26 protein-coding genes are annotated in these 26,963 nt (G+C 57.7%); 17 read left to right on the top strand and 9 right to left on the bottom strand.

What is annotated here, in order from left to right; translation table 11 throughout:
* Nucleotides 1-231: 231 nt before the first annotated feature.
* From LB462_RS24260 to LB462_RS24250, 3 genes are all read left to right on the top strand, one after another.
* Nucleotides 232-993: a DUF899 domain-containing protein gene (locus LB462_RS24260; protein WP_224513294.1), complete on the top strand. Its 762-nt coding sequence runs from the start codon at nucleotides 232-234 to the stop codon at nucleotides 991-993.
* Nucleotides 994-1,060: 67 nt separating this feature from the next.
* The gene (locus LB462_RS24255) at nucleotides 1,061-1,474 is read left to right on the top strand and encodes a GFA family protein (RefSeq protein WP_224513292.1); all 414 of its coding nucleotides are present in this window, start codon (nucleotides 1,061-1,063) and stop codon (nucleotides 1,472-1,474) included.
* Between the two features lie 104 nt (nucleotides 1,475-1,578).
* Nucleotides 1,579-1,872, top strand: coding sequence for a GYD domain-containing protein (locus LB462_RS24250; RefSeq protein WP_112526492.1), 294 nt, complete (start codon nucleotides 1,579-1,581; stop codon nucleotides 1,870-1,872).
* 34 nt (nucleotides 1,873-1,906) lie between these two features.
* On the opposite strand, the gene LB462_RS24245 is transcribed toward LB462_RS24250, so the two are convergent.
* The 3 genes from LB462_RS24245 to LB462_RS24235 form a co-directional block, all read right to left on the bottom strand.
* Nucleotides 1,907-3,067, bottom strand: coding sequence for a DUF2778 domain-containing protein (locus LB462_RS24245; RefSeq protein WP_224513290.1), 1,161 nt, complete (start codon nucleotides 3,065-3,067; stop codon nucleotides 1,907-1,909).
* 339 nt (nucleotides 3,068-3,406) lie between these two features.
* Nucleotides 3,407-3,895: a RidA family protein gene (locus tag LB462_RS24240; protein ID WP_224513289.1), complete on the bottom strand. Its 489-nt coding sequence runs from the start codon at nucleotides 3,893-3,895 to the stop codon at nucleotides 3,407-3,409.
* Nucleotides 3,889-4,614 (bottom strand): SDR family NAD(P)-dependent oxidoreductase, encoded by a 726-nt coding sequence (locus tag LB462_RS24235; protein ID WP_224513287.1) that lies wholly within the window; start codon nucleotides 4,612-4,614, stop codon nucleotides 3,889-3,891. The genes LB462_RS24240 and LB462_RS24235 overlap by 7 nt, the downstream gene beginning before the upstream one ends.
* A 124-nt stretch (nucleotides 4,615-4,738) precedes the next feature.
* Between LB462_RS24235 and LB462_RS24230 the strand changes: the two genes are divergently transcribed.
* The 5 genes from LB462_RS24230 to LB462_RS24210 all read left to right on the top strand — a co-directional run bounded on the left by LB462_RS24230 (nucleotide 4,739) and on the right by LB462_RS24210 (nucleotide 9,363).
* Nucleotides 4,739-5,641, top strand: coding sequence for a LysR family transcriptional regulator (locus tag LB462_RS24230; protein WP_224513285.1), 903 nt, complete (start codon nucleotides 4,739-4,741; stop codon nucleotides 5,639-5,641).
* A gap of 167 nt (nucleotides 5,642-5,808) precedes the next feature.
* Nucleotides 5,809-6,267, top strand: a complete 459-nt coding sequence (locus tag LB462_RS24225; RefSeq protein ID WP_224513283.1) for a (2Fe-2S)-binding protein — start codon at nucleotides 5,809-5,811, stop codon at nucleotides 6,265-6,267.
* Nucleotides 6,268-6,271: 4 nt separating this feature from the next.
* A complete protein-coding gene (locus tag LB462_RS24220; RefSeq protein ID WP_224513280.1) occupies nucleotides 6,272-8,428 on the top strand; it encodes a xanthine dehydrogenase family protein molybdopterin-binding subunit in 2,157 nt (718 codons plus the stop codon).
* 2 nt (nucleotides 8,429-8,430) lie between these two features.
* Nucleotides 8,431-9,072, top strand: a complete 642-nt coding sequence (locus LB462_RS24215; RefSeq protein ID WP_224513279.1) for an Isoquinoline 1-oxidoreductase subunit — start codon at nucleotides 8,431-8,433, stop codon at nucleotides 9,070-9,072.
* A gap of 102 nt (nucleotides 9,073-9,174) precedes the next feature.
* Nucleotides 9,175-9,363 carry a hypothetical protein gene (locus LB462_RS24210; protein ID WP_112526508.1) on the top strand — a complete coding sequence of 63 codons (189 nt, stop codon included), beginning with the start codon at nucleotides 9,175-9,177 and terminating at the stop codon, nucleotides 9,361-9,363.
* Between the two features lie 320 nt (nucleotides 9,364-9,683).
* On the opposite strand, the gene LB462_RS24205 is transcribed toward LB462_RS24210, so the two are convergent.
* Entirely contained in the window at nucleotides 9,684-9,875 is a 192-nt protein-coding gene (locus LB462_RS24205) for a hypervirulence associated TUDOR domain-containing protein (RefSeq protein WP_224513448.1), read from the bottom strand.
* A 92-nt stretch (nucleotides 9,876-9,967) separates the two neighbouring features.
* Here LB462_RS24205 and LB462_RS24200 point away from each other — a divergent pair, with 92 nt between their 5' ends.
* The 5 genes from LB462_RS24200 to LB462_RS24180 all read left to right on the top strand — a co-directional run bounded on the left by LB462_RS24200 (nucleotide 9,968) and on the right by LB462_RS24180 (nucleotide 15,638).
* On the top strand, nucleotides 9,968-12,550 hold the full coding sequence (locus LB462_RS24200; protein ID WP_224513277.1) for a P-loop NTPase: 2,583 nt from the start codon (nucleotides 9,968-9,970) through the stop codon (nucleotides 12,548-12,550).
* 147 nt (nucleotides 12,551-12,697) lie between these two features.
* Nucleotides 12,698-13,012, top strand: a complete 315-nt coding sequence (sugE, locus tag LB462_RS24195) for a quaternary ammonium compound efflux SMR transporter SugE (RefSeq protein ID WP_112526822.1) — start codon at nucleotides 12,698-12,700, stop codon at nucleotides 13,010-13,012.
* A gap of 194 nt (nucleotides 13,013-13,206) precedes the next feature.
* Complete coding sequence (locus LB462_RS24190) at nucleotides 13,207-13,977, top strand: molybdopterin-synthase adenylyltransferase MoeB (RefSeq protein WP_224513274.1); 771 nt, start codon at nucleotides 13,207-13,209, stop codon at nucleotides 13,975-13,977.
* Between the two features lie 3 nt (nucleotides 13,978-13,980).
* On the top strand, nucleotides 13,981-15,237 hold the full coding sequence (locus tag LB462_RS24185) for an aconitase X (protein WP_224513272.1): 1,257 nt from the start codon (nucleotides 13,981-13,983) through the stop codon (nucleotides 15,235-15,237).
* Nucleotides 15,234-15,638 (top strand): aconitase X swivel domain-containing protein, encoded by a 405-nt coding sequence (locus tag LB462_RS24180; RefSeq protein ID WP_224513270.1) that lies wholly within the window; start codon nucleotides 15,234-15,236, stop codon nucleotides 15,636-15,638. The genes LB462_RS24185 and LB462_RS24180 overlap by 4 nt, the downstream gene beginning before the upstream one ends.
* Nucleotides 15,639-15,777: 139 nt before the next feature.
* Here LB462_RS24180 and LB462_RS24175 read toward each other — a convergent pair whose 3' ends face one another.
* A complete protein-coding gene (locus LB462_RS24175) occupies nucleotides 15,778-16,779 on the bottom strand; it encodes a 2-hydroxyacid dehydrogenase (protein ID WP_112551065.1) in 1,002 nt (333 codons plus the stop codon).
* Nucleotides 16,780-17,027: 248 nt separating this feature from the next.
* Here LB462_RS24175 and LB462_RS24170 point away from each other — a divergent pair, with 248 nt between their 5' ends.
* The 4 genes from LB462_RS24170 (at nucleotide 17,028) to LB462_RS24155 (ending at nucleotide 21,633) form a co-directional block, all read left to right on the top strand.
* On the top strand, nucleotides 17,028-17,510 hold the full coding sequence (locus LB462_RS24170; protein WP_224513445.1) for an SH3 domain-containing protein: 483 nt from the start codon (nucleotides 17,028-17,030) through the stop codon (nucleotides 17,508-17,510).
* Nucleotides 17,511-17,720: 210 nt separating this feature from the next.
* The gene (locus LB462_RS24165) at nucleotides 17,721-18,452 is read left to right on the top strand and encodes a TylF/MycF/NovP-related O-methyltransferase (RefSeq protein ID WP_224513268.1); all 732 of its coding nucleotides are present in this window, start codon (nucleotides 17,721-17,723) and stop codon (nucleotides 18,450-18,452) included.
* Between the two features lie 116 nt (nucleotides 18,453-18,568).
* Nucleotides 18,569-20,584 carry an acyltransferase family protein gene (locus LB462_RS24160; protein WP_224513266.1) on the top strand — a complete coding sequence of 672 codons (2,016 nt, stop codon included), beginning with the start codon at nucleotides 18,569-18,571 and terminating at the stop codon, nucleotides 20,582-20,584.
* 356 nt (nucleotides 20,585-20,940) lie between these two features.
* Nucleotides 20,941-21,633, top strand: a complete 693-nt coding sequence (locus LB462_RS24155; protein ID WP_224513264.1) for a metallophosphoesterase — start codon at nucleotides 20,941-20,943, stop codon at nucleotides 21,631-21,633.
* A gap of 5 nt (nucleotides 21,634-21,638) precedes the next feature.
* Here LB462_RS24155 and LB462_RS24150 read toward each other — a convergent pair whose 3' ends face one another.
* From LB462_RS24150 to LB462_RS24135, 4 genes are read right to left on the bottom strand one after another with little or no spacing between them, the layout of a single operon-like run.
* A complete protein-coding gene (locus tag LB462_RS24150; RefSeq protein ID WP_224513263.1) occupies nucleotides 21,639-23,969 on the bottom strand; it encodes a polysaccharide biosynthesis tyrosine autokinase in 2,331 nt (776 codons plus the stop codon).
* A 53-nt stretch (nucleotides 23,970-24,022) separates the two neighbouring features.
* A complete protein-coding gene (locus tag LB462_RS24145; RefSeq protein WP_224513261.1) occupies nucleotides 24,023-24,952 on the bottom strand; it encodes a glycosyltransferase family 2 protein in 930 nt (309 codons plus the stop codon).
* Nucleotides 24,942-25,916: a glycosyltransferase family 2 protein gene (locus tag LB462_RS24140; protein WP_224513259.1), complete on the bottom strand. Its 975-nt coding sequence runs from the start codon at nucleotides 25,914-25,916 to the stop codon at nucleotides 24,942-24,944. The genes LB462_RS24145 and LB462_RS24140 overlap by 11 nt, the downstream gene beginning before the upstream one ends.
* Complete coding sequence (locus tag LB462_RS24135; protein WP_224513257.1) at nucleotides 25,916-26,920, bottom strand: glycosyltransferase family 2 protein; 1,005 nt, start codon at nucleotides 26,918-26,920, stop codon at nucleotides 25,916-25,918. Before LB462_RS24135 ends, LB462_RS24140 begins: the two co-directional genes overlap by 1 nt.
* Nucleotides 26,921-26,963 lie beyond the last annotated feature (43 nt).

Below are 26,963 nucleotides of genomic sequence, written 5' to 3'. Positions count from 1 at the left end.
TGAAACGGCAAGAAGATGCGAGGAGAAGCGTGAAGGGCGGGGTCTTCCCCCCGACCGAGCGGTTCGACATTGCAGCTTGCAGCCGTTTCGGCGTCCGGAGGATATGGTCCATCTTCCCGGCAACATCGTCGCAAAGGCTTGAAAATGGATAGACATTGCCATCACCTCTGCTCCTCGTATCCGAAAAGATGGCTCATACCAGTTCACGACCTAAACTCATAGGAGGTAGCTATGAAGAATCCGGTCGTTTCACGCGATGAGTGGCTTGCAGCCCGGCTTGCGCTGCTCGAGGAGGAGAAGCAGCTGACGCGCCGCAGTGACGAGATCGCGCGGCGAAGGCAGGCTCTGCCATGGGTCAAGATCGACAAGGACTATGAATTCGATACAGACGAAGGCCGTGCGTCGCTCCCAGGTCTCTTCAAAGGGCGCTCGCAACTACTCATCTATCACTTCATGTTCGGGCCCGATTACAAAGCGGGGTGTCCATCCTGTTCGGCGATCGCCGATGGCTTTAACGGCTCCGTTGTTCACCTCGCCAATCACGATGTAACGCTCATCGCGGTGTCGCGGGCACCGCTTGCCAAGTTGCAGGCGTTCAAACAGCGTATGGGGTGGACTTTCCCCTGGGCGTCTTCATTCGGCAGCGATTTCAACCCGGACTTCCACGTCACATTCACCGAAGACCAACAACGAAAAGGCACCATCGAATACAACTACGCGCGCGAGGAGCTCCCACCATCCGGCGAGGTTGCGTCTGAGGGGGCCAAGGAATTTGCGAGCATGGCAGGTACCGACCCAGCTTCATACGCACGCGAGAGGCCGGGCATAAGTGCATTCGTGCTCGAAGACGGCGTCGTCTATCACACCTATTCCGCCTATGCGCGCGGGGTCGACGGCATCTGGGCAATGTATCAATGGCTCGATCGCGCACCCAAGGGACGAAACGAAAAAAACGACGTCTGGTGGCGCCGCCACGACGAATACAACAACTGAGCAAAGTTCGTGCCTGTGGCGGTAGCCCGGGCACGGCCGATCCCCGAATTCATCAAAGGAGATTAGAATGAGCGAGGCCTACACCGGCGGATGCGCTTGCGGCGCGATCCGTTATCAAATTTCCGCCGAACCGGTTGTCATGCTCGATTGCCAGTGCCGCCAATGCCAGCATGAAAGCGGCACCGGCCATGCGTCCCATCTGACCTTCCCGCGTGCGTGCGTAAAGGTTGAAGGCGAAGCGAGGCTCTGGAACGCGACTGGCGACAACGGAACGGTAAAAACCCGCGCGTTCTGTCCTACCTGCGGATCGCCGGTCTATATGACACTTCCAGATATGCCGGACTATTTCGTTGTGCGTGCGGGGAGCCTCGACGATCCTGGCCGATACAAGCCACAGTTGGTTTCCTGGGCTGCCGCCGGGTACGCATGGGACCACCTCGACCCTGCCCTGCCGAAATTCGAAAAGATGCCGCCGACGTAACGGTTTGATTGTTGGCCAACAGCAACAGGCGTATAGTCGCTGCAGGCGGAGGGCGGATCAGTTCGCGGCCTCCGGCGTAAGCCGGACCGCGTGGGAGGTTTGCCATGACCACTTACGTAATGTTGATCAACTGGACCGAGCTCGGCGTGAAGAACGTACGCGATTCGCCGGCAAGGCTCGATGCAGCCAGAAAGCTGCTCGGCGAGATGGGCGGTTCCTTCAAGGAATTCTATCTCACCATGGGCGAATACGACATGGTGGTCATCGGCGAGGCGTCCGATGATGCGGTCATGGCGCGGTTCGCTCTTTCCCTTGGCATGAAAGGCAATGTGCGCACGAAGACCCTGAAGGCCTTCCCCGAAGCAGCCTATCGCGAGATCATCGCATCACTCGGCTAGGCTGCCGATAAGGAATGGACGTGCGGCACGTCAATTATCTGGAGGCGATACGCGACGACCCGCCCGGCATGCGCGCGACCACGACAAGCTGCGTGACCTCGCCCCGCTTGAAGGCGGCGAGGAAGCGGCGATAATCCTTGAAGGACACACAGCCGTTCGAATCCCCGCGCGGCCCGAGCATATAGGTATGCGCCAGAAGTCCGTCGCGCCCGAAGATCTTGCCCGGCTCGACAGGGTTGAGCCTGATTGCCTGAACGCCGTGGAAAAGCTTTTCGCGCATCGTGAGATTATAGGTATGCGGCGGCGTGGCGCCACGCATCCTCTTGTGGACATAGCGCGGATTGTCGAGCATCGGTCCCAGCCCGGAATGCGCTTCCAGGCGCTCGCCATTCGGCATGTAGACGGTTTTCGCCTCGATGCTGTAGATGGCCGTGCGACCGCGTGAAGCAAAAAGCGGCGCAGGTCTGTAGCTTGGCGCATTATCCTGAATGGCATTGTCCTGCGGCGCATAGGCCAGCATTTGCGGGGCGGCGCGCTTCAAGGCTTTCGTCGACGGCAAGAGCACATCGTCTGCCGGCCGGCGCGGCCTTATCCCTGGCAGCGGCACCGCAGCGATATCATCCTCTGCGGCCGGTTCCTCCTCGGCGAGCACGAGGCTGAACGGCCCCTGCGGCGAGGTCCCGACCGGCGGCGGTGCGTCCTGCAAGGCGGCCACCGCAATTGAAGGCGCCGGGGCGGAAGGCGCAGCAACAGGCGGCTCTGCGTCAAAAGCGGTGTAGGTCTGGATCGAGGCGACCTGCATCGTATCGACACCCGAAGCGCGGGCACCAAAGACATCTTCGGCCAAGGGTCCTGCCCGCACCACATCAAAACGCGCACCGAACGTCTCGGCGGCCAAAGGATGATGCACGGCAGCCACCACCTTGGGCTTTGGCTGCGCGATGACGCTGATCTCTCCGGTCGGTAAAATCACCGAGCCTTCGTCCATCGTGCTGACCTGCCAGGCCGTGTGTTTCAGCTCCGGCACGCGCGGAAATTTCGACGTTTTGGGTAAAGTATCCGAGGGGCTGACGAGCGCGATCGAACGCGACGAAAACGCCCGCTCTGCCTGACTGAAGGCGCCGCTACCCGCCGCGTGGGAGCCGAAAGCGCCTTGCATGGTTGCCACCGCGGCGAGCGCGCCGAGAGAAGCCACGGCACTGACGCCCGCAAGCAAGCCAGCGGACAGCAAACGGCGGCCACGAAAACGGCCCCTCTCGCCAGAAGGCGCAAAGCCCCTGGCGGATCTGACTGCAAACCCCATGATACACGCAACCCACGCTTGGACACCAACGCGTCAGCCTGCGCAAACCCTATTCCCGTGGCAAAACTGAGGCCACAAGACGTAAAACCTGGTTCACGCCGTCATGCTGACTTTATGGACAATGAAGAATGTTGGTTACCAACCCGTTTATGCAGCGACGAATGTTTGAATGAATTTTGGCCAGGAGACCAGCGGGAGCAGCCCACCACTCCCTCGTGGTGGGCCACCCATTCAAGCCTCTACTTCGACGACGAGTTCAATCTCGATCGGCAGGCCGAGGGGCAGGCTTGCAACGCCGAGCACCACGCGGCCGGACAGCTTATCCTCTCCGAAGACCTCAAGCAGCAGCTCGGACGCTCCGTCCGCGACTTTCGGATGATCTCTGAAATCACCTTCGGTGGCGATGTAGACGCCAAGTTTTGCGATGGCCTTTACCTTGTCGAGAGAGCCAAGATGGGCTCTCACGGCCGACAGTGCGCTCAGCGTAGCCACTTCCGCGGCCTTGCGGCCGTCCTCGGCGGTGAGTTCACCCCCAACGCGTCCGATGAACTGGGGCTTGCGGTCGATGACAGGCAACATCCCGCTGAAGAAGACGAGGTTGCCGATCGTCACGGCTTCCACATAGGCGCCGAACGGCGTCGGCGGAGGCGGGAGCGTGATGCCCAGTTCCTGCAGCCGCTGTTCTGCACCGGCTGCCGATGCTTTCACCAGGTTTACCATTTGCCCAGATGTGCGCCGCCATCGACGTGAAGCACCTCCCCTGTTATATGCGGAGCTTCCGTCAGGAAGACGACCGCATCAACGATTTCCTTGACGGTGGAAATGCTCGCCATCGGCGACAAGGTCCGCAGGAAGTCCTTCGGATTGTCCTTGTGCAAAGGCGTGTCGACCACACCGGGAGCGACCGTGTTGACCCGGATACCATCGCTTGCATATTCCATTGCGATGTTCTTGGAGATCGCGTCGATCCCGCCCTTGGTCATCATAGGGACCGAGGCGGAGAGGCCGGCGATCGGATGATCGATCAATGGCGTGGTGATACTGACGATGCTGCCGCCGGACTTCTGCGCCAGCATCTGCTTGACGACCCGCTGGGTCAGGTGGATGAAGCCCTCGAGATTGGTCGAGGACAGCTTTCTGAAATCGTCCATCGTATAGTCGATGAACGGCTTGGTGTAGAAGATGCCGGCATTGTTGACGAGGGCATCGATCGAGCCGAACCGGCTGATTGCGGTCTCTGCAACGCGCCTTGCCGTCTCGGGATCACCGATATCGCCATCGACAACAGCGATCTGATCTGAAGCCCGGAAAGCATCTGAAGAGGTTACCTGGCGGGAAGTCGCGACGACATTGTAGCCGCGCTCGGCAAAGGCGTTGACGATGCCTGCTCCGATACCCTGGGAGGCTCCCGTGACGATAACAGTTTTAGGTGTTGGCATTTTAGTCTCCATCGGTTGCTAGCGCAGCAATTGCGCTTGTTGCCGATGAATATGGCTGAGACCCTATTGCGCGATTAGATGGAAATATCTGGAATCTATTTTCCATCTATGCAAAAATCTGTCTATGACGGATTTGAATGACATCGCGGTTTTCGTGAAGGTTGCGCAGTTCGAAAGCTTCAGCCGCGCGGCCCGCTCGCTCGGGATGCCGGTATCGACCGTCAGCCGCAAGGTCTCCGCGCTCGAAGACCAGCTCGGGGTCACCTTGATCCAGCGCACGACCCGCAAGCTGACGCTGACGCTACAGGGCCGTGCCTACTACAGTCAGTGCAGCGAACCTCTCAGCCAGTTATTCGATGCCGAGCAGGTTCTGACCCAAACGCAGAAACAAGCGGAGGGCCTCCTCAAAATCTCGGTACCTGTGCTCATGGGGCAGGAACCATTTTATGAATTTCTCTCCGCTTTCCTGAAAAGACACCCGCGCATCGAGGTCGATCTCTTCATCACAAACCTCTTCGTCGATCTGATTGCGGAGAATGTCGACGTCGGCATTCGCTTCGGAGAGTTGCGCGATTCAACCATCGTCACGCAAAGGATCGGCAAAAGCGTCCGCTGTGTCGTCGCGGCACCGGACTATCTCGAAGGGCGGACCGCCCCGGGAAAACCGGAGGATTTGAGGGACCATCAGTGCATCCTGCTCAACGGCCGTAACAATGAGGCGGAATGGCATCTGGTCAACGGACGCAAATCGCTCAAGCAGCATGTGTCAGGACCGCTCTCGAGCAGGGATTTCCAGTCGGTCGCCGCGTTCACCTATCGTGGCCACGGGATCGGCCTTTTGCCGTCGACCTATTGCGACGAGCAGATCAAACGCGGCGAACTCATCCGCCTGCTGCCGGACTGGTCATCGCCGGAGATCTTCGTGCATGCGGTCTATCCGACCCGTCGGTATCTGCCGGCAAAACTGCTGGTCTTTCTCGATGAACTGAAGGCGTGGAAGAGCCCGCTGTGGATTCCATTGCGCTGATAGCCATGTAGTTTGGCCAATAGCATACATCGAACTACTTAGAGAGACCGACCACGGCAAAGTAAAAATGCAGGCATCCGAGCTCAAAGCTTGCCGTTTTGAACTATCTCGGCTACTTTTGACAACTGCTGCAAGTTAGTCGGGGACGGCTGTCAGCCGGGTTTCACATGTCACACAATCTTATGGTCAATGGCAGTGACTATGCCGTCGATGTGGATGACGACATTCCGCTTCTATGGGTTCTTCGCGACACCATAGGTCTTACCGGCACGAAATTCGGCTGTGGCATTGCCATGTGCGGTGCCTGCACCGTGCATGTGGATGGCATGCCGGTGCGGTCGTGCATCATGCCGGTCGCAGAGGCGGTGGGCAAGACCGTCACCACGATCGAGGCGATCGGCGATACAGCCGAAGGCGCGCGGATACAGAGGGCCTGGCTGGACATCGATGTAGTACAGTGCGGTTACTGTCAGTCCGGACAGATCATGTCCGCGACTGCCCTCCTTGCTGCCAATCCATCGCCGACCGACGACGATATCGATGCGGTCATGGCGGGAAACATCTGTCGATGCGGCACGTATCCGCGCATTCGGGCGGCCATCAAGCAGGCGGCGAAGGCGGGGTGATGCGATGTCCATTCACGACAAAGTCAACGTTTCCGTTTCACGCCGCCACTTTCTGATCGGCGCATCGCTAACAGGAACTGGCCTCGTTTTCGGGTTGCGGCCGTCGATTTCTTCAGCTGCCGCAGCCGGGTTTGAACCAAACCCCTTCATTCGCATTCCTGCCGACGGCAAAATTGTCCTCATCATGCCAGCCGCGGAGATGGGGCAAGGCATCTATACGTCGATAGCGATGCTGCTCGCCGAAGAACTGGAAGTCTCCCTCGACCAGGTAGTGCTGGAGCATGCACCTGCGGATCCTACCCGTTACGCAAACCCGTTGCTGGGCGACCAGATCACCGGCGGTTCACTCTCCATTCGCGGCGTTTACGAGCAGATGCGCAAGGCCGGTGCCAGCGCCCGTATGGTGCTGATCAACACCGCAGCGCGTGGCTGGGACGTTGCGCCGGATACGTGCACAGCCGAGGCCGGGGAGGTCGTTCACGCCGCAAGCGGACGCACCGCGGCCTATGGCAGCCTTATTCGGGCGGCTGCAGCCGAGACCGTTCCACAGGACGTCCCACTGAAGCCGGCATCGAGCTTCAAGGTTATCGGCCAGGCCATCCGGCGCCTTGATAGCCCGCAGAAAGTGAACGGTACTGCAAAATTCGGCATCGACGCCCGTCCCGAAGGCGTGTCCTACGCCGCAATCGCGATCTGTCCGCACTTCGGTGGCAAGCTGCGCAGCGTCGATGACAAGCCGGCAATGGCGGTCAAGGGCGTCAAGCAGGTGGTCCGCATCGAGGATGCGGTTGCGGTCGTGGCCGATAATACCGGAGCCGCCCGCAAGGGGCTTGCGGCGCTTTCCATCGAGTGGGACCCCGGACCCAGCGGCGATCTTACATCGGCCGACCTAGAGAAGAGCGTGGAGGATGCGACGAACGGCGGCAAGGCCCTGCCCCATATAAATGAAGGCGATGTCGTCAAAGCTGAAGCAGAACACGGGCCGGTCCATGAATTCGTCTACCGCATGCCGATCCTCACGCATTCGGCAATGGAGCCAATGAACTGCACCCTTCACGTTCGCAAGGACAGCTGCGACGTGTGGACCGGCACCCAGGTTGCGGGGCGTGCGCGGCAGGCCGTGGCGGACGTCACAGGCCTGCCTTTGGACAAGGTCCTTGTTCATAACCAGCTTCTCGGTGGCGGTTTCGGCCGAAGGCTCGACGTCGATGGCGTCATTCTGGCGGCGAAGATCGCAAAACAGGTGGATGGTCCGGTGAAAGTCACATGGAGCCGCGAGGAGGACATCCGCCACGACTGTTATCGCTATCTGAATTACAGCAAGATCACGGCCACGCTCGGTCCGGACGGCATGCCCGTCTCGTGGCGTCACCGCGTAATCGGTCCCGCCGTCATGGCACGCTGGCTGCCGGCCTTTACCAAGGACGGTATCGACCTTGACATCATGGGTGGTGCAGAGTCGTCCTACGCGATCCCGAACAAATTTACCGAGTTCGTACGCCATGAGGCCCCCGACGGAATGTTGACGGGCAACTGGCGCGGCGTCGGCGCTACGCGCAACATCTTTCCGATCGAAGGCAGCATCGACGAACTGGCTAGTGCGGCGAAGACCGATCCGCTCGAGTACCGCAAGCGCCTGCTCCAGCATAAGCCGCGTCTCCTTGCCGCTCTTGATCTGGCCGCCGAAAAGGCTGGCTGGTCAAATGCCCTGTCCCAAGGCAAAGGACGGGGCATCGCCCTTTCGGAGGATTTCGGCAGCTTTGCCGCAATGATTTCTGAAGTCAGCGTCGGGGACGACGGAAAACCCAAGGTCGAGCGCATCGTCTGTGCAGTCGACTGTGGCCAGGTCGTCAACCCGGACACTGTGGACGCCCAGATATTGAGCGGTATCGTCTATGGCCTCAGTGCTGCACTCTACGGACGCCTGACCGTCCAGAACGGAGCCGTTGTCGAGAGCAACTTCGACGACTCCCCCGTGTTGCGCATACATGAGACGCCGAAGATCGAGGTCTACATCGTTCCGAGTTCGGAGGCGCCAGGCGGCATAGGTGAGGTCGGAACGCCGGGCGTTGCTCCGTCGCTTTACAATGCGATCTTTGCGGCCACCGGCAAGCGGCTGCGGTCGCTGCCGATCGACCAGCACGAATTCCAGAGAGTTTGATCATGGCCATGCGTTTTGCCGCCATTGCGATTGCATCCGTTCTCGCGACAGCCGGAACGTATGTCGTCATGGGATCCTTGCAAGGCTACGCCGAGATATCGAGTGCCGGGGCGCTCAAGGCCGTCTCCGATTTCGATACGATAACGGACACCAGCGCACGCTCGAAGGCCATCTTCGAAGAGGCAAGCCGCGTCCTGACGCATCCGCGCTGCATCAACTGCCATCCGGCAACCCGCAGCCCGACGCAGGGTGAAGACAAGCACCCGCATGTACCGCTGATGATCGCCAGCAACAGCTCGGTGGGTCCGCTGGGTCTTGCATGCAGCGCCTGCCATGGCGCGGAGAACCGTTCGATCGTCGGAAGCCGTATGAAATCCATCCCGGGCAACGCACACTGGCAATTGGCTCCGGCCAGCATGGCCTGGCAAGGGCTGACGGTCAGCGAAATATGCCAGCAGGTGAAGGACACGAGCCGCAACGGCAATCGTTCGCACGGAGATCTCATAAAACATATGGGCGAGGATCACCTGGTCGGCTGGGCATGGCACCCGGGCGATGGAAGGTCCGCCCCGCCCGGATCGCAGGAGACATTCGCAGCGCTGATCGCCGCCTGGGTCAAGACCGGTGCCGACTGTCCCGATTGATCAACCGGGCCCGGCCAGACACCCAACAAAACTGTGATTTTGCCGAAATGCAATTAGCGGTTACGCTGCCAGCGCATCACAGAAAAGCTCAGGAGTTAGACGATGAAGACAATCCTCGTACTTGCCGCTGCTTTCGGTCTTACCGTATCGGCCGCCTCGGCCGATTGTGCCGGACACACCGCCTCCGTCGACAAGGACATGACGACAGCCAGTGTCTCGAAAGACCAGACACCCATTCCGGCTGAGAACCAATCAGTCAAACAGGAAAAGCCCCAACAGGAAGCCGAATAGCTCGAGCTTTCAGGCGTGCCTGCCAGTGTCGTCACAGTCGGGTATTGCCTCATCCCTCTCCGTCATCCTCGGGCTTGACCCGAGGACCCACGGCTAAACTGCGAGGGCATCTCCATTCCGGCAGTTGATCCATGATGGCTGCTCCGTCATTGAGCAAGGATTTAACTGAAATGCTCGGTTGCCCGAAACAACTCTTCTTCCTTTGCCATGGGTCCTCGGGTCAAGCCCGAGGATGACGGAAAGGTGGGTAGACTTCAGGGAGCAAACTTACACCCTCATGGTGAGCTTCCTGAGCTTGTCGAAGGGCGAACAAACGAGAGCTATTCCACGGCCCTCAGTTCTGAGGCGCTTTTCAGGACCCTCCCGCCATCATCCTGCTCGATCATATAGGCGGGCTCTTCTTTCGAAGCCTTGCGCGTCACCTCGACACCCTTGATCCTCCGCGTCACCGATTTGGTGAACGTCTCGACTACCTTGCCAGCGCCCTTAGCCCAGTTCCATTCAAGTTGCAGGCTCGCCTAGATGCAACTGATGGTATACTTGAGATTGTCATTGCCGCCGCTGCCTAGCGTGTGAGCGATTGAACTGAGACCTGGGGGATTTTATGGTGGAGATATCAGCGGCAAATGAGCGCCTACTACTCAAGGCACTCAACGAAGGTGAGTTGTTTCTCATACTTGGGGCTGGTGCATCAGCGACTTGCAAGAACGCAGTGGGGGAACCAGTTAAACAGAGTGGTGCACTCGCCGAGCTGATAGCAGAGACGGCAGGGCTTGAGTACTCAAACGATCCACTCTCCGAGGTGATTGGCGCGGTGCTCGGCCGGCGAATGAGTGAGGAAAAGCTTCACCAGATATTGAGAGCGGAGTATACAAGAATAGTACCTTCGCCAGAATTGGAAGCTCTGTTAAATTTCACTTGGCGTCGCATTTATACGTGGAACATCGATGATGCTTTGAACAATGTGAGAGGCGGCGTTCAGCGACGGCGCTACTTTAATGGCCTGGCAGATAAAGTTGCCGTGCATGAAGGATTGGACTACCTGCACGTCGTACATCTACATGGTGAAGCGGTAAAACCGGAACACGGCTTCATTTTCAGTAATTATGATTACAATTCCCGGCTGAATCGAGATGCGCATGACTGGTATCGGTCGGCCGCCGATGACTATATTGCCCATACCCCAGTATTTATTGGTAGTAAATTGAACGAACCAATAATGGCAGCAGAGCTTGATCGAGCACGGCCAGATTCCAGCACTGGTCTTGGAATTGCATTCTTAGTCACGCCTGATAAATTCTCAGATATACAGCGAGCTAGTCTGGAAGCGCGTAACATCGTTATCATCAAGGCGACACTAGAAGAATTTGTGTCATGGTTAAATTCGAAAATCCAACACACTATAACACCCGTTAATGTCGCCCAAAACGTAAATGCATTCGCAAATGCACTAACCAAGCGGGTATCGATCGATGCTTCGGATTTGGCGACGGCAAACTCTATCATTGTCCGAAGCTGGCGAAGCGCCAAAATCGACGCTGACGCGATGCAGGGCCAGAACAAAGCCCGGACGGCACGATTGTACCTTGAGGGAACTCCGCCAACTTGGGCAATTGCAGCGTCCAGCATACCCGTTTGGTTGAAAAATACAGATGAGCTCTATGAAGAATTTGTCAAAGCAATAACAGAGCGCGACAGACTATTTTTAGTGTACGGGCAGTCCGGAAGCGGTAAAACGACGGCCGTATTGCAAGCTATCTTGCGGTTTTCACGGGAGAACCCAACCGTACCAATTTACGAATTACGTGGCGATGTGCCATCTCTTAGGGCGGCACTCAATCTCGTTCGAAGACTCCATGAAACCGAACACGTGATTGTTTACGTTGCCGATGCATTCATCTTCGGTGATTCACTGTCTGAAGATATTCTTGGTATACCTCAAGGCAAGTTGACAATTGTGACGAGTGCACGGTCTGGTGAATGGAGAGACCATATTCAACGACGGGTTGGCGATATCTGCACGGCGTTTCAATACCAGAGGTTTGTCCCGGATGACTATGAGCCGCTCATCCAGCGATTATTAGAATACGTTCCAGCGCCTCGTTTCAAGAAAATGCAACCAGCCGCGCGAATTGCCAAGTTGAATGCATCAAACAGCCAACTATTAATAGCTCTTAAGGAAACTACCGAGTCGAAGCGGTTTACCGATGTAATCACTGATGAATTTCAGAAGCTCCCAAGTGACGACAGCAGGCTTCTCGCTCTTCTCGTCGGGATTCCAACTATTGCGAGAACTGGGGTAACTCAAGAAGCGGTCAGAGAATCCTACAATCACCTGAAGATGAATCTAACGTTTGAAGAAGCCATGCAGCCATTGGATGGGATTGTCGTACTTGATACGAATGGTCGGTATCTAGCACGTCATGAATTATATATGCGGCACATTGTAGAAAATGTTGCATCGCTTAAATCCGTCGTAGACAGCATGGTCGAAATTCTGAGGACCTATACTAAGTACCGTTTGCCAATTTTAAAAACAGTAGGGCGGCAAGACGGGATATTATTTCGATTCTTGCTCAATCACAATTTCATCGCGCCCTTGGCGAAACGTAGAGATTCTTTCAACCAAGGGCTGAGACTCTATGAGTCATTTGAAATCGATTTCCAACTCGATGGTCACTATTGGCTCCAGTATGGCCAGTATCTAGTGACCATGGGAGAACTCGAACGTGCGCTGGGAGTTCTTAACAAGTCACTGCAGGCCTATCCTAACAATCCCTATGCTGCCCATGCATATGCAGACTTGCAGTTACGGGTTGCTACGGCAAGACCAAATTACGATGCAGTAGCGGTTCAACTTATCGGCGATGCCGTTAAGACGCTTGAAGGACAGCACGAGCAAGGAAACTGGGAATGGGATCAGTATCCGATAGTTACGCTGGCCGAAAAACATGTAGGCACACTATTGAAACATAACCAAAATGATCAAGCACGGGAAGCAGCAAGGCGATATTTTAAGATTATCGAAGACCTCGCAAGACGAAACCCTGCTGGACCACTGCAGCGTGCACGCGAAACTCTAGCGCAGTATATAGCAACAGGTTTATGGGGTGGAAATTCCAACATACCGCGCAACCGCCCTTCGGAAAGCGGAGGTAGGAGCTCGCGCAGCCGGTGGAGGAAGTAAAATTACCCTCAAAATTACTCATCCTCTCGCCTCCTTGCCAATTCCTCCCCCGATCCTTACATAAATCATTGGAGGACGGCCTCCACGCTTCCCAAGCGTTTCCAGACAATCCGGGACGGCCCGATCGAACATTAAAGGATGGTCGTCATGGCCTGGATTATTCTCATTTTGGCCGGTCTCTTCGAAATCGGCTGGGCCATCGGGCTCAAATATTCCGATGGTTTTACCAAACTCACCCCTTCAGTTCTCACCGCCGGCAGCATGGTCATCAGCGTCGTTCTGCTGGGCCTTGCCTTGCGCGATCTGCCGGTCGGCAGCGCCTATGCGGTGTGGACCGGCATCGGCACGGTCGGCACGGCGCTGCTCGGCATGTATATCTTCGGCGAACCGGCAACGGTGGTGCGCCTTGTGTGCATCGGACTGATCGTTGCCGGCATTGGCGGGCTGAAATTTCTGGCCTAGCACCACTTATCTCCCCCCTTTGTGGGGGAGAAAGAATTTTCTTGGCTTTAGCCCTTGCTAAAGCCTTAGAAAATTCAAGAGAGGGGATAGTGTTATGCGTTCAAAATCCCCTCTCTGGCGATTTCTAGCACTTAGCAAGGGCTAAGATGCTGAAATCGCTTTCTCTCCCACAAGGGGAGAGATAAAATAGCATCATGACCGAACAGCAGATCACGCCCCTCACCTCTTCCGAAATCGAGCGCTATGCCCGCCATATCATCCTTGGCGAGGTGGGCGGGCCCGGCCAGCAAAAGCTGAAGCGCGCCCGCGTGCTTGTCGTCGGCGCCGGCGGGCTCGGCGCGCCGGTGCTGCAATATCTGGCGGCGTCGGGCGTCGGCACGCTCGGCATTGTCGATGACGACCGCGTGTCGTTGTCGAATTTGCAGCGGCAGATCATCCATTCCACCGAACTTGTCGGCTCGCCCAAGGTGGAGAGCGCGGCGCGCGCCATCGCCGCGATCAACCCGCATGTGACCGTCGAGGCGCATGAGCTGCGCATCGCGCCCGACAATGTGGCGGATCTCGTCAGCCGCTATCACATCGTCGTCGATGGCTCGGATAATTTCGATACGCGCTATATGCTGGCGGATACTTGCCTTGAAGCGAAGCGGCCGCTGGTTTCGGCGGCGCTCGGGCGCTTCGATGGGTCGGTGACGACGCTGATGCCCTACGCGTCGAATGCGGCGGGCGAGCCGAACCCCTCCTACCGCGACCTCTTCCCCAATCCGCCGCCGCCCGGGCTTTTGCCCGCCTGCGCCGAGGCCGGCGTGCTCGGCGTCCTGCCCGGCGTCATCGGCACCCTGCAGGCGACCGAGGTGATAAAGCTCATCACCGGCATCGGCGAGCCGCTCATCGGGCGGCTGCTGCTTTATGATGCGCTGACCTCGCGCTTCGAGACCATAAAGTACAAAGCGCGCAAGGCCTGACGAATGGCGCTCGCGCTTTCCGCCGAACAGCAGGCGATTGCCAATGGCGCGCGCGGGGAAGGTGCCGCGATGGCGATGCGCATCGTCGCTGCCACCGCGCGGCTGATGGGTGCGCCATCGCTCATCCCGATCGCCTCGGCGCATATTGACGGCGCGCTTTATCACGGCGATAGCGGTACGCTGTTTGCGGAAAAGCTGGCCCTCGGCGGCGGCAAGGTTGCGGTGCGCGCGACGCTGAATGTCGGCTCGCTCGATCTCACCGGCTGCTCGAAGAACCGTCTTCCACCCCATGAGCGCGGCATGGCCCGGCGCATGATGGATGCCTATCGCACGCTCGGCTGCGAGCCCAGCTGGACCTGCGCGCCCTATCAGGCTGGCCATCGCCCTGCGCTGGGCAGCGACGTCGCCTGGGGCGAGAGCAATGCCGTCGTTTTTTGCAATTCCGTGCTTGGCGCGCGCACCAACCGCTATGGCGATTTTCTCGATATCGCCTGCGCCATATCCGGCTTTGCGCCCTATTACGGCCTGCACCGGCCGGAAAACCGCCGCGCCACGGTGGTTTTCGATGTGTCCGGGCTGGATCCGGCATTCCTCGGCTCCGAGGTCGCCTGGCCGATCCTCGGCAGTCTATATGGCCGCGAGATCGGCGATGCGGTCGGCGTGGTTGCGGGCGTCGCCGCCCACCCCGGCGAGGACGCGCTGAAAGCATTCGGCGCGGCATCCGCTTCGGCCGGCGCTGTCGGCCTGTTCCATGTCGCGGGCGTCACCCCGGAAGCGCCGGACCTTGCGACCGCCCTGCATCATCAGCCGCCACAGGCGGTGATCAAAGTCACGGCCGGGATGATCGCGGATTCGCGCCGCCGCCTCTCCACCGCGCTTGACATGGATCGTATCGACGCCGTCGCCATCGGCAGCCCGCATCTGTCAATCGCGGAGTTCGACCAGCTGGAAGCGTTGATCGGCGAGCGTAAGCTCAAGGTCACGCTTTATGCCTGCACCGGCCGTCATACGCTTGGCGCGCTAGAGAAAAATGGCCGCCGGAAGGCGCTGGAAGCAGCAGGCGTCGTCATCGTCGCCGACACCTGCGTCGTGGTCACGCCGATTCTGCCGGATATCGAAGGCGCGGTGCTGATGACGAATTCCGGCAAGTTCGCCCACTACGCGCCGGGCAATACCGGCTATGGCGTCATCTATGGCTCCATGGCCGAATGCGTGGAAAGCGCCGTTCTCGGCCGCCCGGTGTTCGAGGTTGCGGCATGAAGGCGGAAGTCCTTGTCGCGGGTCAACCTGCCGATGCGCCTGCCCTTGTGCTCACCGCCCCGATCAGCTTCTGGGGCGGCGTCAATCCGAAGACCGGGCTGATTGCCGATGTGCGCCATCCGCAGCATGGCATTTCGATCAGCGGCAAGGTGCTGTGCCTGCCCGGCACCATCGGCTCGTCCTCGGCTGCCGCCGTGCTGCTGGAGCTGGTCAGCGCAGGCCTCGCACCGGCCGCGCTCATCCTGCACGAACCCGACGCGATCCTGCTGCTCGGTCTCATCGTTGCACAGGAGATGGGCCACGTAACGCCGATGGCATTACGGCTGGATCGCACTGAATTTGGAGAGTTCGTGGATACAAAGCTAGCAATTGGCGGTGACGGTTCAATTACACCGAGCTAGGTGCTGCGAGACCGTTTGAGAATTCAGCCTGACGAGTCCAGCTGGTGTGGTTTTTCGAGAACCGGAGCGCAGCGGACTTATTCGTCCGTGAGCACCGGAAGCGCAGAAAACCGCATCAGATGGCCGTCAGGGTGGATTGTCACCGGTCTCGGGGTAGGACCCGGTCCGGCGGGCGGTGACCATCGATGAAGGCGCGGATGTTGATGATTACCTTCTCGCCCATATCGATGCGGCCTTCGAGCGTTGCCGAACCCATATGCGGCAGGATCACAACCTTGCCTTGCCTTGCAAGCTTGCGCAGCTTGGAGTTGACTGCGGGCTCGTGCTCGAACACGTCAAGCGCCGCGCCCGAAAGTTTGCCGTGTTCCAGCTGCTCGATCAGCGCATGCTCGTCGATGATCTGACCGCGCGCGGTGTTGACGACAAATGCCGTCGGCTGCATCAGCGCGATGCGCCGGGCGGAGAGGAGATGGAAGGTCGCGGGTGTCGAAGGACAATTGACCGAAATGATATCCATGCGGGCAAGCATCTGATCGAGGCTCTCCCAATAAGTCGCCTCAAGTTCGTCTTCGGTCTTCGGGCTTACCGGCTTGCGGTTGTGATAGTGGATCGACAGACCGAACGCCTTGGCGCGGCGGGCTACAGCAGTGCCGATCCGGCCCATGCCGACAATGCCGAGGCGCTTGCCCCAGATGCGGCGGCCGAGCATCCACGTCGGTCCCCAACCTTCCCATTTGCCATCGTCGAGCAGGATCGAGGCCCCCTCGACCAGACGCCGCGGAACGGCCAGCATCAAGGCCATGGTCATGTCCGCCGTGTCTTCGGTCAGGACATTGGGTGTGTTGGTAACGGTAATGCCGTGTTTGGCGGCGGCCACGACATCGATATTGTCGGTGCCATTGCCGAAATTGGCGATGAGCTTGAGATTGGGACCGGCTGCGCTGATAATTTCTTCGGTGATATGGTCGGTAATGGTCGGCACAAGAACGTTGGCGTGGCTGACAGCCTCGATCAGTTCCGCCCTCGTCAGCCGTCGATCATCGACGTTAAGCCGCGCCTCAAAGAGTTCGCGCATGCGCGTCTCGACGGAATCCGGCAATTTGCGGGTGATGACGACCAGAGGCTTTTTGCTCACCAATATTACCCTCCCAATTCGCGCCGCATTGAGACCTCTTTAACCAAGTCATTGCAAACTGCAATTGCTCGTGGCGTTCTGCACCTGTCTATCAAGGCGGCGTACAGAAGACAAAGAAAAATAGGGATCGTTCTCCATTCGGCCGCAATTTGGCGGTTGCAAACCCGGGACGATGAAGGACTGACTTGTTGAATATTCGAAATTTTCGCCTTTTTGCTTTTGCGGCTGCGATCGTTCTGGCAATTCCACTCGGCATGCCGGCGCTGGCACGAGCCGCCGCTGCGGCGCAGATAGGCCCAAGCGGCCTGCCGCTGCCGCGTTTCGTCAGCCTGAAGCCGGGGCGCGTCAATTTGCGCGTAGGGCCTGGGCGCGACTACGCGGTGACCTGGCTGTTTCTCAAATCCGGCCTCCCGGTCGAGATAGTGCAGGAATACGATAATTGGCGGCGCATCCGGGATTCGGAGGGCACGGAGGGCTGGGTCTATCAGTCGCTGCTGTCTGGCAAGCGCACGGCAATGACCGCGCCTTGGCAGCGCGACAAGGATGGCGTGATGCTGAACGTCTACCGCAGTGCCAACGATACGGCGAGCATCGTCGCCAAAGTGCAGCCCGGTGTTCTGGGAAGCCTCAAGACCTGCAATGGAAATTTTTGCCGCGTCGTGTTCAGCGGTGCCAGCGGCTGGATGCGTCAGTCGGACATCTGGGGCGCCTATCCGGACGAGAAGTTCGACGACTAGACTTCGGGAAGTGGCAGCACAACGTCGCCATTGGCTCATTTCGCCTCACAATTCCCCTTTGCGCACCGAGGGTCAAATTTCGGCCCGACTCTTTCGCTAGCAGCCCTTTGGACCTGCCGTCATGCAATCACCACAACCGATTGCTATTGGTGCGGTTGCATATGCGAGCAGACGATTCGAGCACTGGGCCCACCCCTGAAGGAGAACGTAATGGCTAGAATGCATGCTATTGTCGGGCGTGCCCGCCGTGTGATTGACGAATCCCTTTTGAGCAATACGGCGCGATCGGTCCGGCGGGACCGACTTACATACCTGTCACCACGCAAGCTGAGGCGCCTTGAAGGTGCATTGAGTGAGATCCAGAAGCGGCGGGTGCCCGGCGATGTGGCGGAGTTCGGCGTTGCCCTCGGCGGAAGCGCGATCGTTCTCGCCACGACGGCGACAAGCCAGGGGCGGAGCTTCCATGGCTTCGACGTTTTCGGCATGATCCCTCCTCCCACTTCGGAAAAGGACGACGTGAAATCGAAGGACCGCTACGAGAAGATCGCAAGCGGAAAGTCTTCGGGGCTCGGCGGCGACGAATATTACGGATATCGCGACAATCTCTACGATGATGTCTGCCGCTCATTCGCGAAATACGGCCTCGATGTCGACAGCTCGAACGTTGATTTGCACAAGGGGTTGTTCGAAAACACAATGCCTAATGCCAAAATGGAGCGGATGGCCTTCGCCCATATCGATTGCGACTGGTACGATCCGGTCATGTATTGCCTGAACAAGGTAGCGGACCGGTTGAGCCAGAACGGCGTCATTTTGATCGATGACTACCACGACTACGGTGGATGCCGGACCGCAACGGATGAATTCCTGCGCCAGCGCGGGGATTTCACTTTTGATGACGGAGAAAACGTCATCCTTCGCCGGACGGGCACCATCGCCTGACCATCCAATTCAGCCGGACAGAATATTGCGTCGCAGCAAAAATTGTTGCAACGCGTCAAAATTTACCTATGCTGCCCGGTAGAAGATTTCCCGAAATTGGGAGTTTCGACAAGCCCATGAGCGCCGTCACCGCATCAAAAACATTCCGCCCGGACATTGAAGGGCTGCGTGCCCTGGCAGTTTCTGGAGTGATCGCCTTCCACTTCGGCTATTCTGGACTGCCTGGAGGTTTTGTCGGCGTCGATATCTTTTTCGTCATATCCGGCTATCTCATTACCCAGCATCTTCAGCAGGAAATCGCCAAGCACGGCACGGTCAATCTTTGGACGTTCTATGCGCGGCGGGCACGCCGTCTGCTTCCGGCCTCGCTTTTCGTCATTCTCGTTACCCTTGTGGCTGGATATTTTATCCTCGCGCCGTCCGAGCAGGAGCTTTATTCCAAGGGAGCACTGTTCGCCTCGACGTATATAATCAACCTGTGGCTCATCCGTTGGTCTCTCGACTATTTCGCTGTCGACGCCACGAACAACCCGTTCATTCATTTCTGGTCGCTATCGGTCGAGGAACAGTTCTATCTCGCCTGGCCCGCACTTCTCCTGCTGTTTACGCGGATACGTCCGGGTAAACATGGTGTGTTTCTGCTGATGGCAGCCGTAGCCGCTATTTCGTTTGCGCTTTGCGCGTGGCTGACCGTTGTTTCCCAGCCTTGGGCGTTCTATTTTTCACCTCTCCGGGCTTGGGAATTTGCGATCGGCGGTCTCGCCTCCATGGCGCTGTTGAACAATTGGGCCAAACGGTTTCAATATTCGCCGGCGATGGGCTGGATTGGCCTTGCATTGATCGCCATAGCCTATTTGCGCGTATCCGAGCAGGATGCCTTTCCTGGCTTTATCGCACTGGTGCCCGCGATGGGCACTGTGATGGTGCTGCTTGGCGGCGTGCACCAAAGCGCCTACGGACCAAAGGCCCTTCTCGCGGTCAAGCCCGCTCAGTGGGTGGGAAAGCTGTCGTATTCGCTCTACCTTTGGCATTGGCCGGTCATTGTCTATGCGGCGATGCTGGTACCTGATCTGACCAGCGTACAACGTATTCTGCTCATGCTGCTGACCCTTGCACTGTCGATTTTCAGCTATCGTTTCGTTGAAAATCCCATACGCAGGAACGCTTGGCTCATGGCCAGTACTCGCCGTTCCCTCGCCTTCGCCGCGCTGCTGACGATGACGGGCGTCACGGTTGGCTACGCGAGTGCGACGCTTGCAAAGCACAATATCACGTCGCAGCAACGCATGATTGCCGAGACAGCGGAACGCCCGTCTACGGTGCGCGCGACGGATGAAAGCTGCGTGCTGGATCTCGAGACGGTCAAGCCGAAGCCTTGCATATTCGGGTCGCAATCTTCCAGTCAAACGATCGTGCTTTTCGGTGACTCACATGCCGATCACTGGTCGACGCCTCTTATCGATATCGCCAAGAAAGACGATATCCGCCTCGTTACCTACCTCAAATCATCGTGCCGGGCGACGCGGGTCACCACATGGTCCATCAAACTCAAACGCGATTACACCGAGTGCGATGAGTGGAGAGATTTGGCGATCAAGGAAATGGTCGCAATGAGGCCTCAGCTCGTCATCATCTCGCAGCTTTCGATAAGTCATCTCAATGAGGAGATCAGTGACTCGTCCGAACTGTCGCCGCGCAGGCGACAATGGGCTGACGGGATAAAGTCAACGATACAGCCGCTTGTCGATGCAGGCATCAAGGTCGTTTTCCTGCGCGATGTCCCAACGCACAAAGCGTATTTGGACAAATGTGTGGCGCGCGCTCTCTGGCAAGGCAGAGACCCGTCGATTTGCGATACGCCACGCGCTGCGGCGCTCAATGAGGGTGATGCAAAAATTGAAAAAGGCATCGTGAGCAGCATCCAGAATGCATCATATGTCGATATGACATCATTTTTCTGCAGCGACACGCTGTGCCATGCCACGATCGATGGAAAGTTGATGTTCCGGGATCGTCACCACATTGCCACCGCCTACGCCGAATCCTTGGCGGCGCCACTCGAACGCGCAATCTTGAAACCGGCGATAGCAGGTGCTGTGAAATCTCAGCCTGCCAGTGAGAAAAACCTTTAAACGGAATAGCTTGTTGGGGCGGCGATGACCTCCATCGCCGCCCCAAGCTTTGCTGCCCGCCCCAAAATTGCCAATTAGCCCACAGAATGATGCATCTCTTGCCGCCTGCCCGGAGAGATTGCATTTGAACGCGTTTATTCGTTATAAGCCATTGTTTTCAGCGTCATATTTATCGAAAACCAGGATGACAAATCCAGCTTGGACACCACACTCGCTTGTACGTATCGTAATAGCTGGCTAAGGGTCAGGACCTAATGAGCGGGGAACCAGTATTGAAGACACTTCTTGGGTTATTGAGGTCCGACAGGCCTGCGTCGCGGATCGCGAGACGCCGTCTTTCAATCGATATCTCAGAGATGGCCGTTTACACGATCGGCGATGTGCACGGTTGCTACGATCAGCTGCTTGAACTGGAAAGCATGATCACCGAAGACGCTGCTGGGCTGCCCGGCAAAAAGCTCATCATCATGCTGGGAGACTATGTCGATCGCGGGCCTGCCTCCGCCCAGGTTATCGAGCACCTGCTCCACAAGCCGCATGCCGATTTCCAGCGCATCTGCCTGACCGGCAATCACGATATGGCCATGCTCGACTATCTGGAAAAACGGCTGTCCCTGTCGGGGTGGTGGCACATGGGAGCCAACTCGACATTGCTTTCCTACGGCATTGACGTGGAGCGTCTGAGGGTGATCCACCGCACTCCCCAAATGCTCGATGACACCATCCGCGCTTCAATTCCCCACCGGCATAAACAGTTTCTGCGATCCTTGCCAATCATGATCAACGCCGGAAGCTTTCTGTTTGCACACGCCGGTATAAGGCCCACCCTTTCGCTGAAAGATCAAAAAGATGACGACCTTGTCTCCATCCGCAGCGAATTCTTTGAAAACGCCCATCTGCTCCGGCAATGGGTCGTTCACGGTCACACGCCGATAGAAACCCCCCGCCAGGAAGGAAGGCGGTTCAATCTCGATACCGGGGCCTTCTCGACAGGCAAACTGAGTGCGTTGCGGCTCTGGCAGAAGAAGGGCCGCGTGTTCACGACGTAAGGGCTCTATGTTTTGGTTGGGGGCATTCGTGGCGTATCGAGATAGTAACTTGAGTATCGCTCCATGAAATGCTCGGTGCTTCCGTAAGAGCTGTACTTTGCAAGCCGCTTCATATCGACCTTGTTGAGGACCAGTCCGAGAATCTTTGGCGCGATTTCCGCCTCCGCTTGCAGCACGGACTTGACGAGTGCGCGAGGCGTGACACCCCACTCGGCAACCATGACGAACCCATCGGCCATTGGAGCGAAGGCCTTGGCATCAACGACCGGGCCAAGCGGTGGCAGGTCGATGACAATATAGTCGAACACAGTGCGCGCTTCATCCAGCAGTTTCTTCATACCCGGGCTTGAGAGAATCTCGCTGGTGTGACGCAAATTCCGGTGAAGCACCGTTGGAATGATGGCCAGCTTGGTCTTGTTCTCGACCTTGACGGAATTCTGCCAAGGCTGACCATCCATGACCGCCTTCACGAGGCCTCGTTGGGTTGAAAGCGACAGGGCGCGGGACAGACCTGGATTGCGTAGATCGCCATCGATGAGAAGCGTCTTGGCCCCCTTTGCGGCCAGCAATCCCGCAAAATTGGCAGCAATCGTGGTTTTGCCTTCGTGCGGCAAAACGGAGACGACGCCAATCACCTTGCTTTCCTTGCCCTGCAGCACAACGTCCGCAGCGATTTTGACATTCCGCAATGTTTCAGCGAATTGCGACGACGGATTATCAACAGCCAAGCGGATTATATTGGTACGAGCAGGCGGCGCAGGCTGTCCCTCCAATGCCACAGGCGTTCTCTTGGCCTCTGTTATACCCTCGAGTTTTGGCACAAAGCCAAGGAACTTGACCCCGAGAAGCGAGCGTACATCTTCACCAACCCGGAAAAAGCGCTCACGGTATTCACGCCATGCGCCAATGCCAGCGCCGGCAAAAAGGCCGAGCAGCAGGGAGGCCGCCAGGGCGAGTTTCTTCTTCGGGCTCGATGGGTCCGTCGGCGTCGATGCAACCGAGATCACGCGCGCCTTGGCGATCGGGAAGGACTGCTGCTGTGACGCTTCCTGATAGCGCCCGAGATAGGTCTGATAGAGATTGGTCAGTGCCTGGGCATTCTGTTCCAGATCCCTCAAATGCACGAGAGCTTCGTTTGCAGTGGACGTTTTGCCGGTCGCACTATCCAAACCTTCGCGCAGGGATGTCTCGCGCGACTGCGCAGCCTCATACTGATTGCGGTAGCTTTCGGTTATTTGCTGGAGTTCCTGGAAAATCTGCCGGGAAACGTCCTGCTCCTCGGTGCGCAGACTGACGGCCTGCGGATGATCCTGGCCGAAACGGCTGACGATTTCCTGCTCGCGTTTGGTGATCGTCAGATAGCGCGCTCTCAGGGTCCCTATCACCGAGGTGCCGCTCTGGTCCGATACAACAGCCGCATTGTTGACAGCGCCCTCGGGACCCGAGGCCAGTATCGACTTATATTGATTGTAAAGTGCTCGCGCCCGCGCGGTGTCAGCCTGGGCCAGGATCAGCTGGCTGTTGATATCAGAGAGTTGCTGCTCGGAAACCAGCGCTCCCTTCGCCGCCGTCAGACCATTGGCGGCGCGGAAGCGCTCGGTCTCGAGGGCTGCTGCCTGTGAACTTTCCTTAAGTTCATTCAAGCGGCCCTGAAGCCAGACGGTCGCCCTTTGCGTCGCATCGAAGTTAGCGTCCAGCTGATCCGAGAGATAGACGTCAGCATAGGCCTTCGCAATTCTTCCGGCGAGTTCCGCGTCGTCTGACGTATAGGTGAGATCGATGACAAAGCTGCGTCCTTGCCTTTGGACATCAACGTTGGACTGCAGGAGCGATGCTGCATATTCGACCTTGAGATCCGCGGCGGACAGGCCATCCGTATTGGCCGGTTTGCTGCTACCGAAGAGCCCGACGATGGACCGCATTGTGGAAATAGCGGTTGCGAAAATGGAGCGCGGCGGGTTCATAAACCCATCGTTCTCGTCAAGCTTCTCCTTTCTCACCACCTTTTCCGCAAGCTCAGCCGACTTCAAAATCGCGATCTGGCTGAGAATTGTTGTGTCTGTCTGCATATTGGCAGGTGCAGGCGAAGGTTCATCAGCGAATTTGCCAAGATTGTCGTCGAGCAAAATGCTGGTCGCTGCCGTATATCCTGGTTTGGCGGCGATGATGTAAATGAGGCCGAGTAACAGACCCACGGCAGCGGTTATGGCGACTGTTTTTGCCTGCCGCCGGGCGATAGTCATCAAGTGCTCGAGGTCAATGAAATTATCGGAGTGGGCTTGCCCTTCCGGGCTTCCCGCTAGCCGAACATTAAAGAGTTGATTGCCTTGATGCATGTTACCGCCGATTGTTTGCTTTCGTATAAAATATTGACTGGGCCTGCCTGCCTTTAGGACGGGATCAAGCGCCTGAGACGTATTCCGATAGGCATAGAGAGATGGCGAAGTGCCGCAGGGTCCTTCAATACCACCTCGATGATCCCGCTGATCGATCTGCGTTTAATATGACCGACGAGAGAGAGGAAAGATTTCGCCTCCTCCAGGCTGCGCGTCCGTCGCGCTTGGGCAGCCTTAGCCTCAGCACCGAGTTCGAATTTTGCCAGGAATGTCTTGTCCGCCTCTAACATGGCGATGATATGATGCGTTTCGAGGACGCGCGAAATAGAGCCGGGGCGCACACGATAGGCATATCCGACTGATGGTTCCACGACGCATTTTCCTCCCTTCGCCAGAATGGATGCGAGGAAGATATAATCTTCGCCGATGCGCAGGTTCTCTTCGTAACGCAGACCATGCGTCTCGACGAACCGGCGCTCAAAAATCGGTTTCATGTAGCCGAAATTGAAGGTCGTCACGAAAACGAGGTTCGAAGCTATGAAATCCGCCAGTGTAATCTCTTGGATTTTCGCAAGATAGTGGACGGGAAACATCGTCTCGCCCTTTGTCTCGCCGTCCTTTATCACTTCGATATTGTCCACGGCGGCTTTCGCGCCGGTATTCTCCGCACGCGTTATCATCGCCGCAATGCGGTCGGGAAACACCGTGTCGTCGGAATCGAGCACCGCAATCCAGCGGCCCTTCGCGAGGGCAAGAGCGGCGTTGCGAGCGCAACCAGGACCGCTGTTGCTTTCCAGCGTGACGACGCGTACCCGCTCGTCCGCAAACGAGCCGGCGATGGCGGCGGTATTGTCGGTGGACCTGTCGTCGACGACTATGACTTCCACGCTCGCTCCACGCTGTGCGAGCGCGCTTTCTATTGCGCGCTGGATCGTGTCCGCGGCGTTATAGGCGGCGATAATGAAGGTGACATCAGGCTGCACGGGATTTATCTCTCCTCGCTGGCACCATCGCTACCTCTCCATATTGCTCGATCTCGCGGATGCCTATCAGGCCGCTGACGACACCCACATGCATAATGCCGCGCAGGAACCATCGGTTGCGCCGGGTAGCAGAAAAGGCCGTCACGAGTGCCATAGACACGCAAAAAGCTGCCTTGGCACCCGCAAGCACCATCTGAGCGGCACGTTTCATGCCGGTTGATCCACTCCTGAGCATCCGCCCGTGCGTCTGACCGACGCGAAAGCGCCGTTTGCAAAGCCACGAAAATTTGGCCCGCGCCTGCGGCACCGGTTCGAAAACCCAGGCTTGGGGTGCGTACGAAATCCTGCCGCCCGCTTCGTGAATTTCGGTGAAATATTGTGTGTCTTCACCGCCGCTTCGTCCCAGCGCCAAACTGAAACGCCGGTTCCCGATGAATGTCGAGGAGCGGCGTAACAGGACGTTGCATGTATAGCCGGTGAGAATTTCCCCGCGTACCCATACGGGAAACGTCGAATGGAAATCACCCTTACTCATCCAGCGTGGCGCATCGCTTGCATAAGTTGCTTGTACGGGTCCGAGTACGGCATCGGCATTCGTATCGCGTGCCGTGGTCAATAGACGTTCTATCCAGTCCTCCGACGCCGTTTCGTCATCGTCGATGAAGGCAACATAATCGCCGGTGCTGGCGTCGAGGCAGGCATTGCGAGCCAATGATATGTTCGCTGCCGGGCTGTGGATATAACGCACTTCAAACGGAAGTTCCGACGCGATATCAGCAACCCGATCTTTGGCGCTGGGCTCGAAATCATTGTCGGCGACAACAACGCGTACGCGGCATTTTTCCGGCAGGTGCATTTGGCCGAGCGAAAGCAGGGTCGCCCTCAGCTCCTCACGACGATATGTGCAGATACAAATGTCGATCCAGGTCTCGCCTGCACCGGATTGATTGCTCGAGCCAGTCATCAGGGCGTATCCCCTCGTCTGCGCGAATCGAACAGTTGCAGCCAGAAACCCGTGGACCAGGCGAGATGCATGATCATCGCTGATATGGACGCCAGCGGACCGTAAGGATTACGTTCGCCGACAGCCAGCCACACGCCGTAGCCCAGGCAGATTGTCATCCATAGTACGGCCGGTACCGCCGCCCACCAGCTGAGGGCAGCGAGAAAAACGCCCGCTACTACGGGAAGGACCATAAGGGGAAGCGCCTGACGAACCTTCGGAATCATGCGATGTTTCAGGAGGTTCTTTGCCCTGCCTCTCCCATAGCCGAGATACTGCTTGAACAGCGCCGATACCGATGACCGCGGATAGTAGACCATGAAGGTCTTGTCCGTCATCCATATGCGCGCACCGGCAGCCTTCAGCCGGCAATCAAGCTCGGCGTCCTCGTTGTGGGTAAAGCCCTCGTCGTAACCGCCGACCTGGCGGAACATCGAAACACGCATCAGGGCATGATGGCCGTGATCGGTCCAGTGCCCTTTCGCGCCATGGCGATGCCGCGCGCCACCATTACCGAGTTTGGAATTCTGTGCGAGGGCTGTCGCCTTTTGAAAGGTCCCGAACCCCTCTGTCGCCATGCCGACGACGACGGAATCGGCTCCCGTAGCTTGCGCTTCGTTGAGTAGTTTTTCGCAATAATCGTCCGGGTATTTTCCATGCGCATCAATGCGGATGAGATAGTCGTGCCCGTCGCCATAGGTCGCCACCGCCAGATTGATTGCGGCGCTCTGGATGCGTTTCTCATTGTGCAGGAGAATGACACGTGGATCGTTCTGCATTATTTCCGCAACGATCTGCTGCGTTCCGTCACTGCTGCCGCCATCCGCAACGACAATCTTCAAGTCGAAACGCCGGGCTTCCGCACCCAATTTTTCAAGAAGCGCGCGAATGTGCTCGGCCTCGTTGAGGCAAGGCACCACAACAATGCAACGGCCGACAAAATCCGGTTTTGTAGCGCTTGGCATTAACGTCACTTCTCCTGTTCTCGTTTTTGCCGATCCGGCATTC

Source organism: Phyllobacterium chamaecytisi, from assembly GCF_020164455.1.
Classification (GTDB): domain Bacteria; phylum Pseudomonadota; class Alphaproteobacteria; order Rhizobiales; family Rhizobiaceae; genus Phyllobacterium; species Phyllobacterium chamaecytisi.
This window is presented reverse-complemented; position numbering and strand designations above follow the sequence as displayed.